Origin of the sequence: Brevibacterium sp. BDJS002, assembly GCF_028201555.1 — a bacterium.
Classification (GTDB): Bacteria; Actinomycetota; Actinomycetes; order Actinomycetales; family Brevibacteriaceae; genus Brevibacterium; species Brevibacterium aurantiacum.
Window position 1 is genome coordinate 778935 of the sequence record NZ_CP116392.1, and the last position, 23968, is coordinate 802902.

A 23968-nucleotide genomic window follows, 5' to 3' on the forward strand; every position below is an offset into this window, starting at 1 on the left:
GCCGGACGCGAGCAATAGCGCGGGTTCTGCCGGGACCAATCGGGGGTCGTGAGGTGCATGTGGTGGGCGTCACGATCAGATTTCCGGTTTCGAGTTGCACGGGACGCGTGGCCTGGTCTAGAGTTGTATCTCGTTGCCCCGCAGAAAACGAACTCTTCGAGAACAGTTTTCACCGGGTGTGACCAGCACAAACACAGTTTGTCTGGTCCACACGGAAAATGTTGGTGGCAGCCAACAATTGAAACTGACACCCCCAGTGAACACGCCCCAATAATTGGGTCTGTGGTGATGGGTGAGTGTTTGTGGTTTGAGAATCCAATAGCGTGTTTGTTTGAACAAATAGTGATGCCAGAAACATTAAGTATTTCTGGTAAGACAATCACATGTTCACACATTTGTGGCCTCCCCTCGCCGGGTGGTCACGCCAGCATGTGTGGACATGATTAATTGGTCAGCCTCGGTCACCCCGTGATCGTTGGTTGGCTGTCTTGCTGGGATTCATTCGTAACATAATTTTTTTATGGAGAGTTTGATCCTGGCTCAGGACGAACGCTGGCTGCGTGCTTAACACATGCAAGTCGAACGCTGAAGCCCTGGTGCTTGCACCGGGGTGGATGAGTGGCGAACGGGTGAGTAACACGTGAGTAACCTGCCCCCGACTTCGGGATAAGCCCGGGAAACTGGGTCTAATACCGGATATGACCATGACTCGCATGTGTGATGGTGGAAAGTTTTTTCGGTTGGGGATGGGCTCGCGGCCTATCAGTTTGTTGGTGAGGTAATGGCTCACCAAGACGACGACGGGTAGCCGGCCTGAGAGGGCGACCGGCCACACTGGGACTGAGACACGGCCCAGACTCCTACGGGAGGCAGCAGTGGGGAATATTGCACAATGGGGGAAACCCTGATGCAGCGACGCAGCGTGCGGGATGACGGCCTTCGGGTTGTAAACCGCTTTCAGCAGGGAAGAAGCCTTTCGGGGTGACGGTACCTGCAGAAGAAGTACCGGCTAACTACGTGCCAGCAGCCGCGGTAATACGTAGGGTACAAGCGTTGTCCGGAATTATTGGGCGTAAAGAGCTCGTAGGTGGTTGGTCACGTCTGCTGTGGAAACGCAACGCTTAACGTTGCGCGTGCAGTGGGTACGGGCTGACTAGAGTGCAGTAGGGGAGTCTGGAATTCCTGGTGTAGCGGTGAAATGCGCAGATATCAGGAGGAACACCGGTGGCGAAGGCGGGACTCTGGGCTGTAACTGACACTGAGGAGCGAAAGCATGGGGAGCGAACAGGATTAGATACCCTGGTAGTCCATGCCGTAAACGTTGGGCACTAGGTGTGGGGGACATTCCACGTTCTCCGCGCCGTAGCTAACGCATTAAGTGCCCCGCCTGGGGAGTACGGTCGCAAGGCTAAAACTCAAAGGAATTGACGGGGGCCCGCACAAGCGGCGGAGCATGCGGATTAATTCGATGCAACGCGAAGAACCTTACCAAGGCTTGACATACACCAGACCGTTCTGGAAACAGTTCCTCCCCTTTGGGGTTGGTGTACAGGTGGTGCATGGTTGTCGTCAGCTCGTGTCGTGAGATGTTGGGTTAAGTCCCGCAACGAGCGCAACCCTCGTTCTATGTTGCCAGCACGTGATGGTGGGAACTCATAGGAGACTGCCGGGGTCAACTCGGAGGAAGGTGGGGATGACGTCAAATCATCATGCCCTTTATGTCTTGGGCTTCACGCATGCTACAATGGCTGGTACAGAGAGATGCGAGACCGCGAGGTTTTAGCGAATCCCTTAAAGCCAGTCTCAGTTCGGATCGTAGTCTGCAATTCGACTACGTGAAGTCGGAGTCGCTAGTAATCGCAGATCAGCAACGCTGCGGTGAATACGTTCCCGGGCCTTGTACACACCGCCCGTCAAGTCACGAAAGTCGGTAACACCCGAAGCCGGTGGCCCAACCCTTGTGGAGGGGGCCGTCTAAGGTGGGACTGGTGATTGGGACTAAGTCGTAACAAGGTAGCCGTACCGGAAGGTGCGGCTGGATCACCTCCTTTCTAAGGAGCACACATAAGAACCCCAACGTGTCACCCGTACGTGGTGCCGGTTGGGAGCTCAAGGGTGGAACATCATTATTTTCGCTCAACCCGCACAGCGTCGTTAAGGTTCATGCCTTGTCGACGGTGTGATGATGGTGGGCTAGAACGAACACGTTATTGGGTCCTGGAATCACAAACCAACCAGCAATGGTTGGGTGTGGTTTCAACCAACAGGACCAACCCGTCCAGACCAGCAGCCTTCGGTTGTGTGGGTGTGGGTGGTGTTTGGTAGTGGTTTGAGAATCGTATAGTGGACGCGAGCATCAACAGCCCGAACTTTGTTTGGGTTGTTATGTAATGTGATTTTTCTTGTGAAATCTTAGTGTGAAATTTTCGCACACACATTTTGCAACCAAATTTTTTGGGTGTGATGAGTGTGTAAGAGCGCATGGTGGATGCCTTGGCATCAGGAGCCGATGAAGGACGTGGAAATCTGCGATAAGCCTCGGGGAGCCGATAAACGGGCTGTGATCCGAGGGTGTCCGAATGGGGAAACCCCGCCACATGAGAGTGTGGTGACCCGCATCTGAATATATAGGGTGTGTGGAGGGAACGCGGGGAAGTGAAACATCTCAGTACCCGTAGGAAGAGAAAATAAAACATGATTCCGGGAGTAGTGGCGAGCGAAACTGGATCAGCCTAAACCGTGTGCGTGTCAAACGTGCTGGTGTTGCGTATGCGGTGTTGTGGGGAATGCGTGTTCGGTCCAGCATGACCGAGTCGTTGATGTGTGCTGCGTGTAGTCGAAGCTGGTGGGAAACAGTACCGGAGTGGGTGAGAGTCCCGTAGACGAAACATGTGGCCCCGACGATATGTGTTTGCCCGAGTAGCACGATACTCGTGGAATGTCGTGTGAATCTGCCAGGACCACCTGGTAAGGCTAAATACTTCCTGATGACCGATAGCGGATAGTACCGTGAGGGAATGGTGAAAAGTACCCCGGGAGGGGAGTGAAATAGTACCTGAAACCATGTGCTTACAATCCGTCAGAGCCTCCTTGTTGGGGTGATGGCGTGCCTTTTGAAGAATGAGCCTGCGAGTTAGCGGTGCGTGGCGAGGTTAACCCGAGAGGGGTAGTCGTAGCGAAAGCGAGTCCGAATAGGGCGTTTGAGTCGCGTGTCCTAGACCCGAAGCGGAGTGATCTAGCCATGGGCAGGGTGAAGCGTGTGTAAGAGCGCGTGGAGGCCCGCACCCACTTCAGTTGAAAATGGAGGGGATGACCTGTGGTTAGGGGTGAAAGGCCAATCAAACTCTGTGATAGCTGGTTCTCCCCGAAATGCATTTAGGTGCAGCGTTGCGTGGTTCTTGCCGGAGGTAGAGCTACTGGATGGCTGATGGGCCCCACCGGGTTACTGACGTCAACTAAACTCCGAATGCCGGTAAGGTTCAGCGTGGCAGTGAGACAGTGGGGGATAAGCTTCATTGTCGAGAGGGAAACAGCCCAGACCATCAACTAAGGCCCCTAAGCGTGTGCTAAGTGGGAAAGGATGTTCAGTTGCGAAGACAACCAGGAGGTTGGCTTAGAAGCAGCCATCCTTGAAAGAGTGCGTAATAGCTCACTGGTCAAGTGATTGAGCGCCGATAATGTAGCGGGGCTAAGTACACCGCCGAAGTTGTGGCAGCACCCCTTATAGCCGTAATGGTGGGGTGTTGGGTAGGGGAGCGTCGTGCTGGCAGTGAAGTCGCCGTGTGAACGAGTGGTGGAGCCGGTACGAGTGAGAATGCAGGCATGAGTAGCGAAAGACGGGTGAGAAACCCGTCCACCGGATGACCAAGGGTTCCAGGGCTAGGCTAATCCGCCCTGGGTAAGTCGGGACCTAAGGCGAGGCCGACAGGCGTAGTCGATGGACAACCAGTTGATATTCTGGTACCGACGCATAACCGTCAATACCAAAACACACGATACTAACCTCGGTGTTCTTCCGTGATGCCTTCGGGTGTCTGGTTGAAGGATTCTGTGGGACCTGAGTGTGGAGTCGGTAAGCGCGAGGTGTGACGCAGGAAGGTAGCCAGGCCACGCGATGGTAGTCGTGGTCTAAGGTCGTAGCATGTGGGGGTAGGTAAATCCGTCCCCACTCATAGTGTGAGAGCTGATGGGCGCCCCACTTGTGGTGGGGTGATCTGGTGATCCTATGCTGCCGAGAAAAGCATCGGCGTGAGGTTGTGTGTTGCCCGTACCCTATAACCGACACAGGTGGTCAGGTAGAGAATACTAAGGTGATCGAGAGAATCGTGGTTAAGGAACTCGGCAAAATGCCCCCGTAACTTCGGGAGAAGGGGGACCATCCTGGTGAAGCCAACTTGCTTGGTGATGTGCTGGTGGTGGTCGCAGAGGCCAGAGAGAAGCGACTGTTTATTAAAAACACAGGTCCGTGCGAAGATGTAAGTCGATGTATACGGACTGACGCCTGCCCGGTGCTGGAAGGTTAAGAGGACTCGTTAACCCCGTTAGGGGTGAAGCGGAGAATTTAAGCCCCAGTAAACGGCGGTGGTAACTATAACCATCCTAAGGTAGCGAAATTCCTTGTCGGGTAAGTTCCGACCTGCACGAATGGCGTAACGACTTCTCTGCTGTCTCAACCACGAACTCGGCGAAATTGCATTACGAGTAAAGATGCTCGTTACGCGCAGCAGGACGGAAAGACCCCGAGACCTTCACTATAGTTTGGTATTGGGATTCGGTGTGGTTTGTGTAGGATAGGTGGGAGACTGTGAAACTATCACGCTAGTGGTGGTGGAGTCGTCAAGTGAAATACCACTCTGACTATTCTGGATTTCTTAACTTCGGACCCTGATCGGGTTCAGGGACAGTGCCTGATGGGTAGTTTAACTGGGGCGGTTGCCTCCTAAAGAGTAACGGAGGCGCCCAAAGGTTCCCTCAGCCTGGTTGGCAATCAGGTGTCGAGTGTAAGTGCACAAGGGAGCTTGACTGTGAGACGGACGTGTCGAGCAGGAGCGAAAGCTGGGACTAGTGACCCGGCCATGGCTTGTGGAAGCGTGGTCGCTCAACGGATAAAAGGTACCTCGGGGATAACAGGCTGATCTTGCCCAAGAGTCCATATCGACGGCATGGTTTGGCACCTCGATGTCGGCTCGTCGCATCCTGGGGCTGTAGTCGGTCCCAAGGGTTGGGCTGTTCGCCCATTAAAGCGGTACGCGAGCTGGGTTTAGAACGTCGTGAGACAGTTCGGTCCCTATCCGCTGCGTGCGTAGGAAATTTGTGGAGGCCTGTCCTTAGTACGAGAGGACCGGGACGGACGAACCTCTGGTGTGCCAGTTGTACCGCCAGGTGCATGGCTGGTTGGCTACGTTCGGGAAGGATAACCGCTGAAAGCATCTAAGCGGGAAGCCTGCTTCGAGATGAGATTTCCAACCCATTAAGTTGGGGTGAGGTGTCCTATAGATTATGGGTTTGATAGGCCGGGTATGGAAGCACTGTGAGGTGTGGAGTTGACTGGTACTAATACGCCGATCACTCATCAACCCATTTGTTTGGTTGGTGTGTGCGTGTTTCACGCTATGGGTTTTACGAGATATTAACGAGTCACATTGTGTGTGGTGTTCGCGTTCGCTGTACGGTTCTTGGACCGCTACTACACTCTTGAGTCTTTTTGATTCGGGTGGTGGTGGTTTGTTGGTTTTGCGGTGGTGATAGTGGTGGGGAAACGCCCGGTTAACCGTTCCGATCCCGGTAGCTAAGCCCATTCGCGCTGATGGTACTGCAACTTGGTGGTTGTGGGAGAGTAGGTGACTGCCGCAATATTCTTTGAGTGAGGGGTCATTCCACTTCGGTGGGATGGCCCCTTACTTGCATTCACAGACGAATGCATGGACCGAGGGCACGAGCGATCACTGGTCGGATCCTGTGGGCCGGGCCGTCTACGCTGACTCTGCGAACGTGCAGGTCCTCGTAGGCCTTGCCGGAGTCGCCGCCGCTGCCTTCTCCCTGTTGCGACGCAGAGCGTGGCTGTGCACCCTTCTGGCCGCTCTCGACATGACCGTCGTGTTCGTGCTCAACTTGGCCTTCGACCTGCCCGTCAAGCAGCTCTCAGACGTCATGACGTTGGTAGGCAGCATCCTTCTGATCCCCAACGTGCTCTGACTCTTCCGGTCCCTCGTGGGTAAACCGACGAGCTCCTCCTTGGCACGGCGAATATCGACCCACTGCTTATTCAGAGCGGTCACACCATCGACGGGGCCTCTGCTCGTATTCACAATGTTGCCTGGCTCCGGGGGCGCGCTGGGCATGACGAGTGACTGGGGGCGACTCGATGAGCCGAGCGAGATCGCTGGTGTCTACAGGGTGTCTTGCGACTTCAGCTGGGAACCGCGAGTGCCCATCAACCGTTGATGGGCACCCACCGTCCACGAATCAACGTCCGAAGAGCTTCGAGAACAGACCCTTCTTCTTTTTCGGCTCCTCAGCCTTGGTCTCTGCCTCTTGTGGCTGGCGATCGTCTTCCTGCGCCTCGTCTGCAGCGGAGGCGGCAGGCTGTGACTCGGGAGCCGTCGGCTGCGCCGATTCGGTGTCAGGTGTGGGACGAGCGGAAGCCGAGTCGCGCTCGTCACCGGCACCCGCCTCGGCAGGCGATGGGGTTGGGGCAGTCTCACGAGGCGCTTCGGTGGGAGACTCCGCCGGCGCCGGTGCAGAGGCGGCATCCGCCGATGTGGAAGCGGCTGTGCTCGTGTCAGCAGCAGCCGGTTCAGAGACCGGGCTCGACTCTGCAGGAACCGGCTGTGCAGCTGGCTCCCCGACAGGAGTTCCGGCAGCCTCGGAATCTGTCGTGGACTTTCCGGTGGCCTGCGCGTACTGCTGCGCGGCCTCACCTTCGAGAGGTGCGCCCATCTCGCAATTGGAGATGCGGCGTTCCTCGTCGAAGGTCAGATCGGCCGACCCGTCGGCGAAGAGCAGACGCAGACCGCCCTCGGGCAGTTCCGCGGTGGGAATGCCGCGCTTGCTGACATACGCCACGAGCGCGGCGCGATGATCAGTCACCGTTGTCTGCGTCAGGCCCTGCATGAGGGCACGCACAGTGGTCTTGACCTGAGGCTCGGGCAAGGTCAGCTCCGGAGCATCAACGAGGAGCCAGACCGTCGTGCCGGCACCTGCTGCGGCCGGATAGTGCGCCCACTTTCCGGTGGCTTCCTTCGCCGCCAGAGTCAGGCGCAGCGCCAACTCCTCGTCGAGGGGGAGCTCTTCCGTGATCAGCTCGGCCACATCCTCGGCGGCACCGAACTTGCGCACCTCATGGGCGAGACTGACGACGGGCTCGGGGAACTCGTTGACGTTCTCCCAACCCCACAGCCACGTGCTCTGCGCGCTTGACTCCGAGCCGAGCAGATGCGGGCGACCTCGCAGGACGGTTCCCTCAGCGGAGGTGAAGTTCAGATGCGGATTAGAGGTGAAGTCGACCTCCCATTCGGCATCGGCGATGAGGGCGCCGAAGTGCGTCTGCATCTCGGTGGAGAAGAAGACGGCGCGATTGACGAGGTCCTGCAAAGTTGTGCTCATAATTTCAAGACTAGAGGTGTCCGTGCGATTAGCGAGGAGGCACGCCCAGCCACCGGTGAGGTCGGACCTGGTTTCACCCGCTCGTGTCAGTGCCGCATGGTGAACTGTCAGCACAGAAGAAGCAGGCCAGATCTATTGCTCGGGAGGGGAGCGCATGTAAGATGGTCTGTTGCGCTTTTGAAATTCTCAACGCCTTTTCGCGAACCACTCATATCACTGGACTTCCATCGTGGCCCTATTACGCCTGTCCCTGAAATACGCTCGATCCTATTGGCTCTACATCGTCTTCGTCGTCATCCTGCAGCTGGCCGCGACCATCGCAGCCCTGTTCCTGCCGAGCCTGAATGCACAGATCATCGACCAGGGTGTTGCCAAGGGAGATACTGACTTCATCTGGTCGACCGGCATGACGATGATCATCGTCTGCCTCGTCCAGGTCGTCACCGCCGTCACCGCCATCTTCTTCGGTGCCCGCACCGGCATGGGAGTGGGTCGGGATCTGCGCCGGGCCATCTACAGCAAGGTCGATGAACTCTCGACGCTGGAGGTGGGCAAGTTCGGCAGCGCCACCCTCATCACCCGCAACACCAACGACGTCCAGCAGGTCCAGATGCTGGTGCTCATGACCCTGAACTTCATGGTCTCCACTCCGATCATGTGCATCGGCGGAATCATCATGGCCCTTCGCGAGGACGTGGGACTGTCCTGGCTGGTGTGGGTGTCCGTGCCGGCGCTGTTCATCGTCGTCGGCATCCTCGTCTACCTGCTCATGCCGCTGTTCCGGCGGATGCAGGAACAGGTCGATGACATCAACGGAGTCCTCCGTGAACAGATCACCGGCATCAGGGTCGTGCGTGCGTTCGTGCGCGAACCCTTCGAAGCCGACCGCTACGCCGACGCCAACCGGGCACTGACGCTGACCTCGGTCAAGGTCGGCAACCTCTTCGTGCTCATGTTCCCCGCGATCATGATGATCCTCCACTTGGCCACAGCCGCCGTGCTGTGGTTCGGCGGCCACCGCGTCGACGCAGGCCAGATGGAAGTCGGTTCACTCACAGCCTTCCTGCAGTACCTCCTGCAGATCCTCGTGGCCGTGATGATGGGTGTGTTCATGATGATGATGATTCCCCGCGCCGTGGTCTGCGCTGAGCGCATCTCCGAGGTCCTCGATTCCACCTCGTCCATGATCATCCCGAAGGGCGTCGACGAACTCCCTCGCCGAGGTGAGCTCGAGTTCCGCAATGTCACCTTCGGTTATCCCGGGGCTGAGGTTCCCGTTCTCGAGAACCTCAGCTTCACCGCACAGCCGGGAACGACGACTGCGATCATCGGTGCCACAGGTGCCGGCAAGTCCACCATCGTCAACCTCATTCCTCGTCTGCTCGATCCGCAGTCAGGCGAGGTGCTCATCGATGGTGTCCCCGTCAGCGCATTCAACCGTCACCAGCTGGCACAGCTGGTCGGTCTGGTGCCGCAGAAGCCGTATCTGTTCTCCGGCACGATCGCCTCCAACCTCCGGTTCGGAAACGAGTTCGCCGATGATTCGGAACTGTGGGAGGCACTGACCACGGCCCAAGCCGAAGACTTCGTCACCGACAAGACCGATCAGCTTGAGGCGAGCGTCGCCCAGGGCGGCACGAACTTCTCCGGCGGACAGCGGCAGCGGCTCTGCATCGCCAGAGCGCTGGCGGCCAAGCCGAAGATCTTCGTCTTCGACGACTCGTTCTCTGCCCTCGACGTCGCCACCGACGCCCGACTGCGCAGCGCCCTAGACGACACCACCGGTGATTCGACGGTGGTGGTCGTGGCCCAACGCGTCTCAACGATTCGAGACGCCGACCAGATCATCGTCCTCGACGAAGGCAAGATCGTCGGTCGGGGAACGCACGAGGAACTCGTCGACGCGAACGAGACCTACCAGGAGATCGTCGAATCCCAGCTAGCCACCGAAGGGGTGAACTGACATGGCGAACAACGAAACCACCACCTCGGCTACATCATCCACCTCGGCGGCGACAGTCGAACCCGATACGACGCAGAGCAGCGAAGAGGAGTACCTTCCCCAGGGTGATGAAGGGGACATGTTCAGCGACACCCCGGCCCGGAAGGCCAAGCACTTCTGGCCCTCGGTCAAACGACTCTTCGGGCTGATGGCGACGGAGAAGCTCGGCCTCATCAACGTCGTGGCGCTCGTCATCGGCTCGGTCATCCTCACCGTCATCGCCCCGAAGGTGCTGGGCAAGGCCATGGACATCGTCTATTCCGGTGTCATCGGGTCACAGCTGCCGGCGGGAGCCGACATCGACGACATCATCGCCGGTGCCCGCGCCGAAGGCAGAGACGACTTCGCCAATATGCTCGCCACGGCAGAAGTCGTTCCCGGACAGGGCATCGACTTCAACGCCCTGGGCCAGATCATCATCATCGTCCTCCTCATGTACCTCGTGGCCTCGATGCTCATGTGGGCGCAGGGCTACATCCTCAACGCCCTCGTCATGCGGGTCGTCTACCGGCTGCGCGAAGACATCGAACGCACCATCAACAAACTCCCGCTGCGATACTTCGACACCAGGCAGCGCGGCGACGTGATGTCGCGGGTGACCAACGACGTCGACAACATCCAGCAGGCGCTGCAACAGGCCTTCTCTCAGCTCGTCCAATCGGCTCTGACCATTCTGGGAATCGGCGTGATGATGTTCATCGTGTCCTGGCAGCTGGCGCTTCTGGCACTCATTGCGCTTCCGTTGTCCGCGGTCATCGCCGGAGTCATCGGCACCCGGTCGCAGAAGATGTTCAAAGCACAGTGGAAACACACCGGTGAAGTCAACGGACACGTCGAAGAATCGTTCTCCGGCCTCGACGTGGTCCGCGCCTTCGGCCGCGACGAGATCATGCTCGAAGAGTTCGACCGTCGCAACGAGTCCTTGTACCAAGCCTCGGCAGGTGCGCAGTTCGTGTCGGGCATGATCATGCCCGCAATGCAGTTCGTGTCCTACCTCAGCTACGTCCTCATCGCCGTCGCGGGTGGTCTGAAGGTGGCCTCGGGGCAGATGACATTGGGTGATGCGACCGCGTTCATCCAGTACTCCCGCGAGTTCTCCCAGCCGATCTCCGAGATGGCAGGCGTGGCGAACATGCTGCAGTCCGGCGTCGCCTCGGCGGAGCGGACCTTCGAACTCCTTGATGCCGAGGAAGAAGAGCCCGATGATGCCCAGGAGACGCTGCCGCAGCGCACACCGGGCCGGGTCGAGTTCTCCGAGGTCAGCTTCCGCTACACCGAGGACACCCCACTCATCGAGAAGGTCTCGTTCACCGCCGAGCCCGGTCACACGGTGGCCATCGTCGGACCGACGGGGGCGGGTAAGACCACCCTGGTCAACCTGGTGATGCGCTTCTATGAGATCACCGGTGGTCACATCTACCTCGATGGCATCGATACCCAGGGTCTGACTCGAGCAGACCTGCGTTCCCATGTGGGCATGGTGCTCCAGGACGCGTGGCTGTTCGAGGGTACCATCCGAGAGAACATTCGGTACGGCAGGCTCGACGCCACCGATGACGAGGTCATGGCCGCGGCCCAGGCGACCATGGTCGATCGCTTCGTGCGACAGCTGCCCGAGGGCTATGACACGGTCATCGACTCCGACGGTGGCAGCGTCTCCGCCGGTGAACGCCAGCTCATCACCATTGCGCGCGCGTTCCTCGCCGACCCGTCGCTGCTCATCCTCGATGAGGCGACCTCCTCGGTCGACACCCGCACCGAGGTGCTTGTCCAGCAGGCCATGGCAGCGCTGCGAACGGACCGGACATCGTTCGTCATCGCCCACCGCCTCTCGACGATCCGCGACGCCCACACCATCCTGGTGATGGAGGACGGAGCCATCGTCGAACACGGCAACCATGAACAGCTGCTGGCTGCAGAGGGTGCGTACTACCGCCTCTACATGTCGCAGTTCCGCGGCGAAGATGCGGAGGAGCAATTCACCGTCGAGGTGCTTGCCGAGACCGACACCGGAATCGTCGTCGACGATCACACCGATACTGATGATGCTGATGACACGGCTGAGGCTGATGACACCGGTGACGGGGACGGTGCGGCCACCGAAACCTGAACCGATTGCGAATGATGAATTGATCGCATCTGGTGACTCGGCCCCTGCAGCTTCGGCTGTGGGGGCCGAAATCTATTCACTTCGGAGGTAACGATTTTCGGCCCCAGACGACCATCTCTGCACAATCGTGACATGGACTCGACTCCGCTCATGCGCAGTCTCCGGCGCTGTTTTGGGAGTGAAAGACATGGTGGCGGGGGAGCCGGATCCGAAAGACGCAGGGCCGATCGCACCCCGGAATATCGCGAGGTCTCAAAGAGATAAACATTCTGAAATATCTCAATCACATTTCCGTCATGAACTAAAAGACCAAAAGTCGCACCCCGCTAACTACGTACGTATGGTCCTTTCCATAACCGAACATGGCAGCCACCCAGGTCTCTGGAAGGAACATCATGAAACGGCTGGCACTTGCAGCAAGCATCGCCCTGGCAGTCTCCACTATGGGAGTCGGTCCGGCGGTCGCAAACACAACGACGACAACCCAAGCCTCGGCCGCGCAAGAAGGCGCAGAGGCTCCCAGCGAAGCCTCAGCCGATCCCGGCGAAGGCGACGACACCGGCGTCGACGCAGCCGACCCGGGCACAGGCACCACTGAAGCGGAGGGTGACGCTGAGGCCAACGACCCACCTACGGACGAGGCAGCCGATCCGAACGCAGCTGACGACGGCGCAGCTGACGACGGCGCCAACGACGGCGCAGAGGAATCCGCGGCTATCGAAGCCGGCTTCTCGCTTGAGAAGACAGAGATGACGGCCGAAGAGATCGGTGACCCCAACCAGGGCATCCGATACACCGTCGATCCTCTCAAAGCTGGGGACGTTGTCACCGCTGAACCGGGTGAGGCCACGTCGACGACTGTTGAGAGTGACGGTGCCTTCACCGGAACGATCCTCGGCAATACCGAGCTCAAGACGGGTGACACGCTCAGTGTCACGGTCACTGTCGCCCGCGCCGGTGAGGAGTCGAAGACCTTCAGCGGCAGCGTCACCGTCGTCGCACCCGATGATGAGGATGCGGAGGCTGACCTCACGGTCTCGCCGAATACTCAGAGCCTGGATGACTTCATGAACGATGGTGTCAAAATCACCCTCGTCAACTGCGTGGTGGATGAAGAGGTCAATTTCCGCATCACTCGCCAGGGCGACCCCGACACCACTATCTGGGAAGACTCGCAGATGGCCGGTGAGGATGCGGCCGGATTCACCACCTTCATCCCCGGTACAGGCGGTGACGGCTGGGTCGGTGACTTCGTGGTCACGGCTTCGTGCGGGGACAAGAGCGCGGAGTCGACCTTCACCGTGACCGAAGGCGAAGGCGACGGCGACGGCGATGAATCGAACGCGGATCTCACCGTGACACCCAAGACTCAGGGGCTGCAGAAGTTCCTCGAGAACGGAGTCCACCTGACGTTCGTCAACTGCCATGTTGACGACGAGGTGAACTTCCGAGTGAGCACAAAGCGTGATCCTGACACCACTGTGTGGGAGGAATCGCAGGAAGCAGGTGAGGACGCCGCAGGGTCCGCGAACTTCGTCCCCGACGGTGATGGCGGTACAGGGTGGGTCGGCGACTTCCTCGTCATGGCCACCTGCGGAGACCGCAGCGCGGAGACCACGTTCACCGTGACCGATGATGGCAGCGTCGTCGACCCCAAGCTCGCCATCGACCCGAAAGAGATCTCCGGCGAGGACTTCGTCAACCGGGACAAAGGCGTGACGATGACAGTGACCGAGTGCGAGCCCGGCAGTGACATTCTGTTCGAGGTCTGGGGATTCGAACCCAGCGAGAAGCTCTATGACAGGACGGTCGAAGCCAACGAGAACGGTGCGGCCTCGGTCCAGGTCTACGGCCTCGAGAGCAGCCCCGCAGCCTATGTCGGTACCTACATGGTGAAGGCGAACTGTATGGACCGGGGCCTGAGCGGTGAATTCGTGGTCACCGGCACGGGTGGCGATGCCGGCAACGGTGGCGATTCCGGCGAAGGCGATGATCCCGGAAATGCCGGCTCGATGCCTCGCACCGGTGCTGAGATCACCGGACTCGCTGCGGGTGCCGCTCTGATTCTGGGAGGCGCGGTGACGATCCTCTTCGCTCGCCGCAAAGCTCAGTCCGGGCGGTGATCGATGACCCGGCGGGTTGGTGAACGCTCCCGGCCCGTCGGCGCGAATCGATTCTGACCCAAGGGCATTCGGCCCCGGTACACCGACTCATCGAATCTGATGATGAGTCGGTGTACCGGGGCCGAACTGCGTGCCACGAACCAAGCAGCGAAACTGTGACGGCAGCATCTCGCAGGCACGCCGCCTGGGCAGCATCGGACCTGTGCCGTGAGAGGAGCAGCGGCTCGAAAATGCCCATAACGATTGGATCGCGCGCGACGCGCGAAGTCATCAGCGTGTGACTCCGAAACTGAGCACCACCTGTGCCCAGATCAGGGACATCGCCACGCAGAAACGCAGCTCCCTCTCGCAGACATGGCTGCCGCAACGCCCTGAGCAGGAGCGACGTTCCGATTCGGGGGCATGGGCCAGCCGGCTCAGCTTCCGCAGTCTCAGTCTCGACTCAGCCTCAGCTCAGCTCGACGATGAGCAAGTCTCATTGTCATCACAGAGTGACAGATCCGTCATGACAGCCCTGTCATGACCACAATGAACACAATCCACAACCCCTGTCCTTCGCTCGTATCGTCGGTGGCATAACCGAATACGGCAACACATCTTGATCTGACCCAACGATGCGAACGAAGGATGATCACAATGAAGAAGCTTGCACTCGCAGCCACTGTCGCCCTCGGCCTGACCGCGTTCGGAGCCGGACCGGCGACCGCAGTTGAACTCGGAGCCACTCCCACTGACACCGCGCCCGAGGAGGCGAACCAGACGTCTGCGCACTCTGCCGCCGGCGATGATGATTCGGAGGGTAGTGCGACATCAACAGATCATGCTCTGGCTTTGAAATACGCTGTGATGACACCACTGGAAGTGACTCAGGGAAAGGGCATCGAATACACAATCGACGGACTCAAAGCCGGGGACGTCGTCACTCCGATCCTGAACGCTGAGGAGAGGGAGGAGGTGACGGTGAAGAAAGACGGAGCTTTCGACGGATCGGTCGTGGCGGACGAGAAACCCGAGGCGCGGGGAAACATCTCCTTCTTGGTTAATGTCGAACGAGATGGCAAGTCGCTGAACGAATATCAGACAGACATCGGAATCATCGAGGGTGACCGGGGCGAATACAATGATGGCACTTTGTTGGTGGATCCGGAGCCGGAGACGAACGACACGGTGCTCAGCACTGACGGAATCAATCTCACCATGGTCAACTGCTCGGCCGACGATGACGTTCGGTTCCGAGCATTCAAGAAGAACAAAAATGGTCAGACGAAGGTCTGGGAAAAGAGCCAACTTACCGGTAAGGATAAGTCCGCATCAGTCCGATTTGTGGCGGATTCGAGCAAGGACCTGTGGGGCAAGTACGTCATCACTGCAGAATGCGGCGACCTCGATGACTCGGTGCCGCTGACGGTGTACATCGATAACTAAGGGGCCGTGATCTCATCAGCTGGAAACAGGATGGAAATGACACCAGGTCCCGACGCCCGGAATATTGCCGTGGAGTCGGGACCTGGTGCCGTCAGCGTGCTTGTGTCACCGCCGTCAGGCGGAGAGGTCAGCCCTTGACCAGAGTGCGCACGGCCGAGGAGAAGAATCCCTGACCGTCGATGCCGCCGCCGTCTTCGGGGCCGAAACCGGCCTCGACAGCGTGTTCGGGGTGAGGCATGAGTCCGACGACGTTTCCGGCCTCATTCGTGATGCCGGCGATGTTGCGCAGAGAACCGTTGGGGTTGAGCCCCTGGTAGCGGAAGACCACACGACCAGTGCCTTCGAGTTCGTCGAGGACCTCATCGGTGGCGACGAATCCGCCTTCACCGTTCTTCAGTGGAATCCGAATGGTCTGGCCCTGTGTGTAGTCACCGGTCCAGGCGGTCTTCGTGTTCTCCACGACCAGTTCCTGGTCACGGCAGATGAAATGCTGGTGGTCGTTGCGGATGAGGGCACCGGGCAGCAGATGCGATTCGCACAGGATCTGGAATCCGTTGCAGATGCCCAGGACCGGCATTCCGGCGTTCGCGGCCGAGACCACGGCCTCCATGATCGGAGCGAAGCCCGCGATCGCACCGCAGCGCAGGTAGTCCCCGTAGGAGAACCCACCGGGCAGAATGACACCGTCGACACCGGCAAGCGTGGAATCGGCATGCCAGAGATTGACCGGCTTCGCACCGGCAAGACGAACGGCACGTGCGGCATCACGATCATCGAGCGTCCCGGGGAACGTCACAACACCGATCGAGACTCCGGACTCAGCACCCGCCTCGGCGATGGTGGGGTCGGTGGCGACTGCGGTCATCAGGCTTCCTCGACGGCGCGAACGGCCACGACGTTCTCGATGACCGGGTTCGACAGGAGCTTCTCTGCGGCCTCGCGAGCCTGTGCGAGAACCTCCTCGGTGACCTCACCCTCGACTTCGAGTTCGAAGCGCTTTCCCTGTCGAACCTCACCGAAACCGGTGAAGCCGAGTCGGGACATTCCACCGGAGATCGCCTTACCCTGAGGGTCAAGAATCTCGGGTTTGGGCATCACCTCAACGACGACACGTGCCATGCGTGTTCTGCTCCTTCAAGAAAGTGTTCGGGAGTTCCTCCCGCGCTCGTTCAAAGTCTATCAAGCACGGAGGGAACTCCCGCCTTCGGTCCGAGCCGCGGACCCCACAGTCAGCCTCAGGAGTCGAAGCCCATGCCCACTGCGTCGAGGGCCTTGAGCAGCGGACCGCGCCGACCCTCGTTGCCGTCGGCCTTGATGAGGGCATTCGTCGTCATCTGGATGCCCAACCAGGCCACCGGCTCAGGTGGGAAGGGCAGAGGGAGCTTGCGCACCATCTCCAACTGGGTCAGCTCGGTGTCCTGCCCAGACAGCAGGTCGAGCATGACGGTGCCCGCGAAGCGCGAGGCGCCCACGCCGAGTCCGGTGAAACCGGCGGCCATGGCGACCTTCTTGCCGTAGGCCGTGGTGAAGAAGGAGAAGAACCGCGAACAGGTGTCGATGGGCCCACCCCATTTGTGGGTGAACTTCACTGACTGAAGCTGGGGGAACGTCTCGTAGAAGTGCGCGGCCAAGGTCTCGAAGGTCTCAGCCCGCTGATCGTACTTCCACGACACCTGCCGCCCGTAGTGGTAGACAGCGTCCCACCCGCCGAAGAGAATCCGGTTGTCTGCCGACAGTCGGTAGTAGTGGAATCGGTTCGCACAGTCACCGATGCCCTGCCTGCCGTCCCAGCCGATCGATGTCAGCTCCTCATCGCTCAGCGGCTCGGTCATCAGGGCGTAGTCGTAGACCGGGACCGTGTGCAGGCTGACGCGTTTGAGCAGCGAGGGGAAGACGTTCGTCGCCAGGGCCACCCGCTTGGCGGTGATGATGCTGCACGGAGCGCTTGCACAGTCCTCCAGCGCCTGGGACGTCACCAGGGTTGTGATCTGCACGTTCGTCTTCCGGTCACTGACATCGGTGACCTTCGTGCCTTCGAAGACCTCGACGCCGAGTTCCCGGATGACCCGCAGCAGCTCCCAGCACAGTTTGGCCGGGTTGACCATCGCAACCTCGCGAGAGTCCCAGAGTGCACCCTTGTACGTCGGCGACTTCACGATCTGCGCCAATTCCTGCTGATCGTAGAAGATGAAGCCGGCCTCGGGATCATGAGCCTCTCGCAGCTCGGGAACCTGGTAGTCCTCGGTGGCGACGTCGAGCTCACCGGTGCGTTCGAACTCGACGTCCATGCCGTACCGGGTCACAGCCGCTTCGATCTCGTTGAGGTTGTCCAACCCCAGCTGCGCCAGACGCTCGTTCTCAGCGGGAAGATGGGACTCACCGTTGTCATAACCGTGGGTGAGGCTGGCGGCGCAGAACCCTCCATTGCGCCCCGAGGCGGCCCACCCGATCGAATTCGCCTCCACCAGGACGACGTGGCGCCCGGGATCGCGTTCCTTCGCCTGCAGCGCCGTCCACAGACCGGTGAAACCACCTCCGACGATGACGAGGTCGGCCTCGAGGTCACGAGTCAGCGGCGGGAGGGGCTCGGGACGCTGATCGGAATCGAGCCAGAACGGCACGGTGGATGCGTCGGCCAATGCGGCGGTGACGTCCATGTCATTTCTCCTTCTGCCCGGCGGCGTTCATCAGGCCAGGCGACAATCTTCGCAGTGTGAGCGTGTCACAGAATTCGGGTGATGGTGAAGTGAGACGAACCGAACCGGAGTGCGGAACCGGGCCCCACCTCGGCGAGGGTGCCGGGGATCAGCCGGCCATCGTCTTGATGATCTCTGTCGAACTTCCACCCGCCTTGCGCAGCACGAAGCCGACGAAGGCCAGGGCCAAAAGGGTGAGGAGGAACATCAGGGTCGAGATCGCTGCGACCTCGGGGCGCAGGGCCACCTTCACCGCAGAGAAGATGTAGACCGGCCACGGGGTGTAGCCGGGCTGCTGCACGAAGCTCGAGAGGATCGTGTTGTCGAGGCTGACGGTGAACGACATCAGCGCACCGGCGAGGATGCCGGGAGCAGCGATGGGCAAGGTGATGTCCTTGAACCGATTCCACGGGGTGGCCCCCAGGTCCGCGGCCGCATCCTCGAGCTGCGTGTCCATGCCCGCCAGGCGAGCCCGGACGATGAACGTCACGATCGCCATGGAGAACATCGAGTGGGAGATGATGAGCCTGACCAGACCGTTGTTCAACGGTGTGATGCCCCAATCGACACCGACGGTGACGAACCACGGCAGGAACGCGATGCCGTCGACGATCTCGGGTGTGACCAGGGTGAGCCCGAGGATTGCGGTCAGACCCAGGGCCCACCATGCGCCCTTCGGGGCGCGGGCCAGAGCGACACCGCCGAGGGTGCCGAAGATCGTTGACACGAGCGCCGCGCCCACCGCGGCCTGGAGGCTGGTGACGACCGAGGAGATGATGACGTCGTTGTTGATCCCGGAGATGTAGGCGTCGAGGCCGAAGCCGCGGAAGTTCGCCAGCACCTTGCCGGTGTTGAACGAGTACGCGATGATCACCGCGATCGGGATGAACAGGTAGGCGAAGACCAGGATTCCCCACACGTGGAGGCCGATGTCCGTCGGGGTGCGACGAGCGAACGTATTCTTCTTCGACATCTCAGGCCCTCCCATCTTTCAGCGGCACACTGCCCAGCTTCGCAGCGATCGCCTGCCCCAACTTGAGCAGACCGAAGCCGACCCCGACGACCACCAGGGTGGCAAGAATGAGGATCACCGCCATCGCCGCGCCGACCGCCCAGTTCTGGGCCGTATTGAATTGGTTGGCGATGAGCTGACCGACCATCGACCCGCTCGCCCCACCGAGGACGGTGGCCGTGACGTAGTCACCATTGAGCGGGATGAACACGAGCAGACACCCGGAGACGACACCGGGCATCGCCATCGGCAGGGTCACGCGCAAAAACGTCGTGACCTTACCCGCGCCGAGGTCGTAGCTGGCTTCTCGCAGCTTCTGACCTGCGGAGTCGATGGCTACGAAGAGCGGCAGGATCATCAGCGGCAGATAGTTGTAGACGACACCGATCTGCACCGCCGTGCGTGTGTAGAGAATGTCGAGAGGCCCATCGAGCATCCCCAGGCCCTGCATCCAATTGGACAGGAAACCGTCGGGGGAGAGCATGATCTGCCACCCCAGGGTGCGGACCAGGAAGTTCGTCCAGAACGGCACCATGACCAAGGCCAGAGCCAGTGACCGCCTGGCCGGTGAGACCTTGATGGCCAGCCAGTAGGCGAACGGCAGAGCGATGATCAGGCACAGGATCGTGCCGACGATCGAGATCCGCAGGGTCGCGAAGAACGTGGACACGAAGCTGGCGGACATGGCATCGGGATACCGGCCGAAGGAGAGCTTGTCCGTGGCCACGGCCGTGAACTCGTCGGGTTTGTAGCCGAAGCTGTAGAAGATGACGAGAGCGACGGGAATGATGAAGAAGAAGAGCGCATACGCCCAGGTCGGGAACGACAGGGCCGAGGCGCCGAAGAACTTCGCCGACATTCCACCCGGCTTGGTCGGTCGTTGAGTTTTTCGACTCGGCCGTTGCGTGGTCGAATCCTTCTCGTTGGGTGTGGCTGCCTGCGTGCTCATGCTCCGCTCCTTGCCTGCGCATCGGCGTAGATCTTCGTGCGGATTTGATCGGCCGGGGTCTGCTTGCTGGGTTCGAGTCGGTCGAGGACCTTCTGGGCGGGGAAGATGAGCTCCTGCTGATCGAGGTCCGCTTCCTTTGCCTGCTCGGCCAACCCTTTCGTACCGATGGGGTAGCCGATGTAGTCGAGCTGTTCGACCGCGGTCTCCGGCGAGATCATCTGGTTGATGAACGCGTGTGCGGAATCGGGGTGTGGGGCGCCGGTGGCAATGGCCCAGCAGTCCGTCCACAGGTTCGCAGACGGTGTCGGGAACACGAACTTCCAGTTCTCGGGATCAGACACCTCGCCCAGTCCCTGCCTGGCATCACCGTTGAACGCCTGCAGCAGTGAGAAGCTGCCCTGGATCATGCCCGTGGCCGCGTTGCCGATATAGGCCTTCGTGTTCGGTGCCAGCTGGTCGAGGATGATCGTGCGTGCCTTCTCGAGTTCCTTCTCGTCCTGGGTGTTGAGGCTGTATCCCTGCGCCGCGAGTGCGATGGCCGAGACCTCCCACGGGTCCTCGAGCAGTGACGTGGTCCCGGCGGCTTCCTTCTGCGCGACATCGATGAAGTCCTGCCAGCTGCTCATGTCCCGGGAGATCTTCTTCGTGTTGTAGACGAATCCGGTGGTGCCCCAGGCCTTGCAGATCGAGTACTTGTTGTCGGGATCGAAGTACTGGTTCGTGAAGTTCGGATCCATGTGCTCGAAGTTGGGGATCATGTCGAGGTTGATCTCCTGGAGCAGATCGTGTTTGAGCATCTGCGGAATATTCGATCCGGTCGGCACCACAACGTCATAGCCCGACGTTCCACGCGAGGTTGAGAGCTTCGCGATGAGCTCCTCGTTCGAACCGAAGGAGTCGACCTGCACGAGGACATCGTGCTCGTTCTTGAACGCGTCGATGAGGTCCGGGTTGTCGTAGTCGCCCCAGGAGTACATGTTGAGCTTCGACTCGAGCTCGCCGTCGGTGGGAGGTGACTTCGCCATCGTCGTGTTCCGGCCACAAGCACTCAGCGCGCCCAGACCGACAACACCGAATCCGGCCAGGAGCGCTCGCCTGCTCAGCCTCGCCGAGGCGGCCCGGGGTGCCAGGAAGCGCACGTCGGGAATTCTGCCTGCCATCTCAGACACCGCCCTCGTAGTCGTAGACGGCCACGTCGTCGGCATTCCAACTCAGGTCCACCTCGGCGTCGGCGGCCAGCAGCTCATTGCCGGCCGCCGGCACCCGGGCCAGGAGCTCATCGTTGTCCCCGGCCACGAGCATGTACTGGATGACGTCGCCGAGGAAGGACACCGACAGGATGCGACCGCGAGCAGAGTTCGCGACCAAGTCCCCGGTCCCGGCGGGAGCCACGCGCATGCGTTCGGGTCGGATGGCGGCACGCACCTTGTCCCCGACGCTCAACGTCGAAGCAGTCCCCGTCGCCGAGGCGGGGCGGATGTCGAGGGTGGGTGTTTCCATGACAGCGTTCGCCGTTCTCAACGTCGCGGTGGAACCGTGGATCTCGGTCACCTCGGCGGGGACGAAGTTCTGCTTGCCGATGAACCCGGCCACGAAGCCGTTGGCCGGGTTGGCGTAGATGTCCTCACCGGTCCCGATCTGCTGGATCACGCCGTTGTACATGACCACGATGCGATCGCTCATCGCCAGCGCCTCGTCCTGGTCGTGGGTGACGAAGACGAAGGTCGTGTCCAGGCGGGTGTGGAGGCGTTTGAGTTCGAGCTGCATCTCCTCACGCAGCTTCCGGTCCAGAGCCGACATCGGTTCGTCGAGGAGGAGAACCTGGGGACGGTTGACCAGAGCACGGGCCAGGGCGATGCGCTGCTGCTGACCGCCGGAGAGCTGTTCGGGTTTGCGCCCGGCGAAGTCCTCCATCTGCACCAGGGCCAAAACCTCACGGACCCTGTCGGCGATCTCCGACTTCGGGGTCTTGGACTGTTTGAGACCGTAGGCGATGTTGTCGGCGATGTTCATGTGCGGGAACAGCAGGTAGGACTGGAACACCGTGTTCACGGGGCGCTTGTGCGGTGGGAGGCTGACGATGTCCTTGCCCGAGAGCAGGATCGCCCCATCGGTGGGAGCCTCGAAACCGGCGATCATGCGCAGCAGGGTCGTCTTGCCGCAGCCCGAGGGGCCCAGCAGGGAGAGGAACTCGCCCTTGCGCACCGACAGGTCGAGCCGTTCGATCGCGGTGTTGTCACCGAAGACCTTCTTCACCCCCTGAACTTCCAAGTGCTGAAGCTGTGTGGGCGCCGTTGCATCGGGAGTGGCTGTCGTGGTCATGATTGCCTTTCAGCGGTGGTGGCGTCGTGGACGATGCGGCCGCCTGCGATCGTCATTTCGTTGTGCACCTCGGCCAGTCTCTGCGGCTCGAGGTCGAAGGGGTCGGCGCTGGCCAGCGCGAGGTTCGCGATCTGCCCGGTGCGAATTCTGCCGTTGACCTCCGAACGCAGCAGGTGCGCGGACCCGGAGGTGTAGGCACGCAGCGCGGTGGTCAAATCGATGGCCTGCTCGGGAAGGAGCGGGGCCGGGTCGCCGGCATCGGGATGTGAGCGGTTCACGGCGACGTGGATCGCCTCCCAGGGGTTCGGTGTCGACACCGGCCAGTCCGAGCCCATGGCCAGGTGGGTGCCGGCATCGGCGAAGGACCTGAACGGGTAGAGCCAGGTGCTGCGTTCGGCCCCGAGGTAGGGAAGATTGAGGTCAAGCAGCTGCTGGTCGTGGCATGCCCACAGAGCCTGCAGGTTCGCGGTGATCCCGAGCTGGGCGAAGCGGGGAATGTCGACGGGGTCGACGACCTGGACATGGGCGATGTGGTGACGGCGATCGCTGGTCCCAGGCTCGGCGCTGTCCGGGCTGGTCCCGATGGCGGCGAATGCGTCGAGGGCCGCCTTATTGGCCGCGTCTCCGATCGCGTGGCAGTGGATGTCGAAGCCGGCCGCGTCGAGGGCGGCGAAGGATGCGTGCAGGTGCTCGCGGGTGAAGTAACTGGTGCCGAAGCCACCGCAGGGGCAGGCGTACTCGCTGCTCATGGCGGCCGTGCGAGATTCGACGATGCCGTCGAGCATGAACTTCACCGAGGTGGTGCGGAACTGTCCCTGTTCTCGCCGATTCCTGACCAGGGCTGCGACCTGGGCGTCGATGTCCTCGACGTCACGAGGCCACCACAGACTCCCGACCACCTCGGCGGTCAGTTCGCCTGTGTCCTCTGCTTCGAGGTAGGCGTCGAAGGGGGAGCGGTGCCCGGAGTAGTCGCCGACGATGGCGTCCATCCACGCGGTGATGCCGAAGGCATGGAGGGAGGACTGCCCGGCGAGGAGCCCGGCGCGGATCTCAGCATCGCTGGCGTCGGGGACGTGGACCGAGACGAGGTCCATGGCAGATTCGTGCAGGCACCCGGTCGGGGTCCCGGATTCGTCCTTCTCGATGACGCCGCCGGGCGGAGTGGGAGTGGAGGCGTCGAGTCCGGCGAGGTCCATGGCCTTCGAGTTCACCCAGGCCGAATGGTGGTCGGCGCTGAGGAGGATGATGGGGCGCTCGGGACTCAGCTCGTCAAGGATCGCAGCACTCGGTGCCCCGCCGGGGAAGTCGGACATCGACCATCCGCCGCCGGTGACCCAGGAGCCGGGCGCGGCAGACTCGGCCGTCGCGGCCAAGTAGCTGCGGATGACGTCGAGTGAGGCCTGCAGACCCTGGGCTTCGCTGAGGTCACAGGCCAGGGACTCCTGCCCGCCGAAGGTCGTGTGCACGTGGGCGTCGACGAACCCGGGGGTGATGAGCTTGCCCGTGGCCGTGATCGTGTGGTCGGCCGGGTCCGCAGCGGTTCCGGTGCTGATCTCGGTGATGATTCCGTCGCGGATGCTGATGCGGTCCGCAGGCAGGACGGAGTCCCCGTCGAAGATGCTGACGTCGAGAACGTCGAGGTTCATGGTCCTCCCGACTTCCTTGTCGAAGGTGAGGCGGGCGCGCCGTACGCGCCCGCCTGGCTGTCATTGTATGTGCACCAG

Annotated in this window: 14 protein-coding genes and 3 rRNA genes; 8 read left to right on the forward strand and 9 right to left on the reverse strand. The window is 60.7% G+C overall.

From position 1 onward, the window contains the following. The first annotated feature begins 517 nt into the window (after positions 1-517). The 4 genes from PGC08_RS03610 (at position 518) to PGC08_RS03625 (ending at position 6195) form a co-directional block, all read left to right on the forward strand. Positions 518-2051 (forward strand): 16S ribosomal RNA (locus tag PGC08_RS03610). A gap of 410 nt (positions 2052-2461) precedes the next feature. After that, positions 2462-5577: ribosomal RNA gene (locus PGC08_RS03615) — 23S ribosomal RNA — on the forward strand. A gap of 157 nt (positions 5578-5734) precedes the next feature. After that, positions 5735-5853, forward strand: a 5S ribosomal RNA gene (gene rrf, locus PGC08_RS03620). Together the 16S, 23S and 5S rRNA genes form the textbook arrangement of a ribosomal RNA operon. Before the next feature lie 36 nt (positions 5854-5889). After that, positions 5890-6195, forward strand: coding sequence for a hypothetical protein (locus PGC08_RS03625; protein WP_271709539.1), 306 nt, complete (start codon positions 5890-5892; stop codon positions 6193-6195). A gap of 270 nt (positions 6196-6465) precedes the next feature. Here the strand turns inward: PGC08_RS03625 and PGC08_RS03630 are convergent, their stop codons facing one another. Further along, a complete protein-coding gene (locus PGC08_RS03630) occupies positions 6466-7605 on the reverse strand; it encodes a DUF6882 domain-containing protein (protein WP_240513743.1) in 1140 nt (379 codons plus the stop codon). 229 nt (positions 7606-7834) lie between these two features. On the opposite strand from PGC08_RS03630, the gene PGC08_RS03635 reads away from it, so the two are divergent. The 4 genes from PGC08_RS03635 to PGC08_RS03650 all read left to right on the forward strand — a co-directional run bounded on the left by PGC08_RS03635 (position 7835) and on the right by PGC08_RS03650 (position 15265). Beyond that, on the forward strand, positions 7835-9568 hold the full coding sequence (locus tag PGC08_RS03635) for an ABC transporter ATP-binding protein (RefSeq protein ID WP_271709540.1): 1734 nt from the start codon (positions 7835-7837) through the stop codon (positions 9566-9568). Position 9569: 1 nt separating this feature from the next. Further along, positions 9570-11717 (forward strand): ABC transporter ATP-binding protein, encoded by a 2148-nt coding sequence (locus tag PGC08_RS03640; RefSeq protein WP_271709541.1) that lies wholly within the window; start codon positions 9570-9572, stop codon positions 11715-11717. A gap of 395 nt (positions 11718-12112) precedes the next feature. Next, complete coding sequence (locus PGC08_RS03645; RefSeq protein ID WP_271709542.1) at positions 12113-13840, forward strand: hypothetical protein; 1728 nt, start codon at positions 12113-12115, stop codon at positions 13838-13840. Between the two features lie 636 nt (positions 13841-14476). After that, positions 14477-15265 (forward strand): hypothetical protein, encoded by a 789-nt coding sequence (locus PGC08_RS03650; RefSeq protein ID WP_271709543.1) that lies wholly within the window; start codon positions 14477-14479, stop codon positions 15263-15265. Between the two features lie 127 nt (positions 15266-15392). Here the strand turns inward: PGC08_RS03650 and purQ are convergent, their stop codons facing one another. The 8 genes from purQ to PGC08_RS03690 form a co-directional block, all read right to left on the reverse strand. Further along, the gene (gene purQ / locus PGC08_RS03655) at positions 15393-16130 is read right to left on the reverse strand and encodes a phosphoribosylformylglycinamidine synthase subunit PurQ (protein ID WP_096160391.1); all 738 of its coding nucleotides are present in this window, start codon (positions 16128-16130) and stop codon (positions 15393-15395) included. Continuing rightward, complete coding sequence (gene purS, locus PGC08_RS03660; protein ID WP_009881520.1) at positions 16130-16384, reverse strand: phosphoribosylformylglycinamidine synthase subunit PurS; 255 nt, start codon at positions 16382-16384, stop codon at positions 16130-16132. The genes purQ and purS overlap by 1 nt, the downstream gene beginning before the upstream one ends. 116 nt (positions 16385-16500) lie before the next feature. After that, entirely contained in the window at positions 16501-17922 is a 1422-nt protein-coding gene (locus PGC08_RS03665; RefSeq protein ID WP_271709544.1) for an NAD(P)/FAD-dependent oxidoreductase, read from the reverse strand. Between the two features lie 148 nt (positions 17923-18070). Next, entirely contained in the window at positions 18071-18934 is an 864-nt protein-coding gene (locus tag PGC08_RS03670; protein ID WP_009881522.1) for an ABC transporter permease, read from the reverse strand. Between the two features lies 1 nt (position 18935). Then, complete coding sequence (locus PGC08_RS03675) at positions 18936-19922, reverse strand: ABC transporter permease (RefSeq protein WP_009881523.1); 987 nt, start codon at positions 19920-19922, stop codon at positions 18936-18938. Beyond that, positions 19919-21082 carry a polyamine ABC transporter substrate-binding protein gene (locus tag PGC08_RS03680; RefSeq protein WP_029416528.1) on the reverse strand — a complete coding sequence of 388 codons (1164 nt, stop codon included), beginning with the start codon at positions 21080-21082 and terminating at the stop codon, positions 19919-19921. Before PGC08_RS03680 ends, PGC08_RS03675 begins: the two co-directional genes overlap by 4 nt. Before the next feature lies 1 nt (position 21083). Continuing rightward, positions 21084-22244, reverse strand: a complete 1161-nt coding sequence (locus PGC08_RS03685) for an ABC transporter ATP-binding protein (RefSeq protein ID WP_009881525.1) — start codon at positions 22242-22244, stop codon at positions 21084-21086. Further along, positions 22241-23890 (reverse strand): amidohydrolase, encoded by a 1650-nt coding sequence (locus PGC08_RS03690; RefSeq protein ID WP_271709545.1) that lies wholly within the window; start codon positions 23888-23890, stop codon positions 22241-22243. The genes PGC08_RS03685 and PGC08_RS03690 overlap by 4 nt, the downstream gene beginning before the upstream one ends. Positions 23891-23968: the final 78 nt, after the last annotated feature.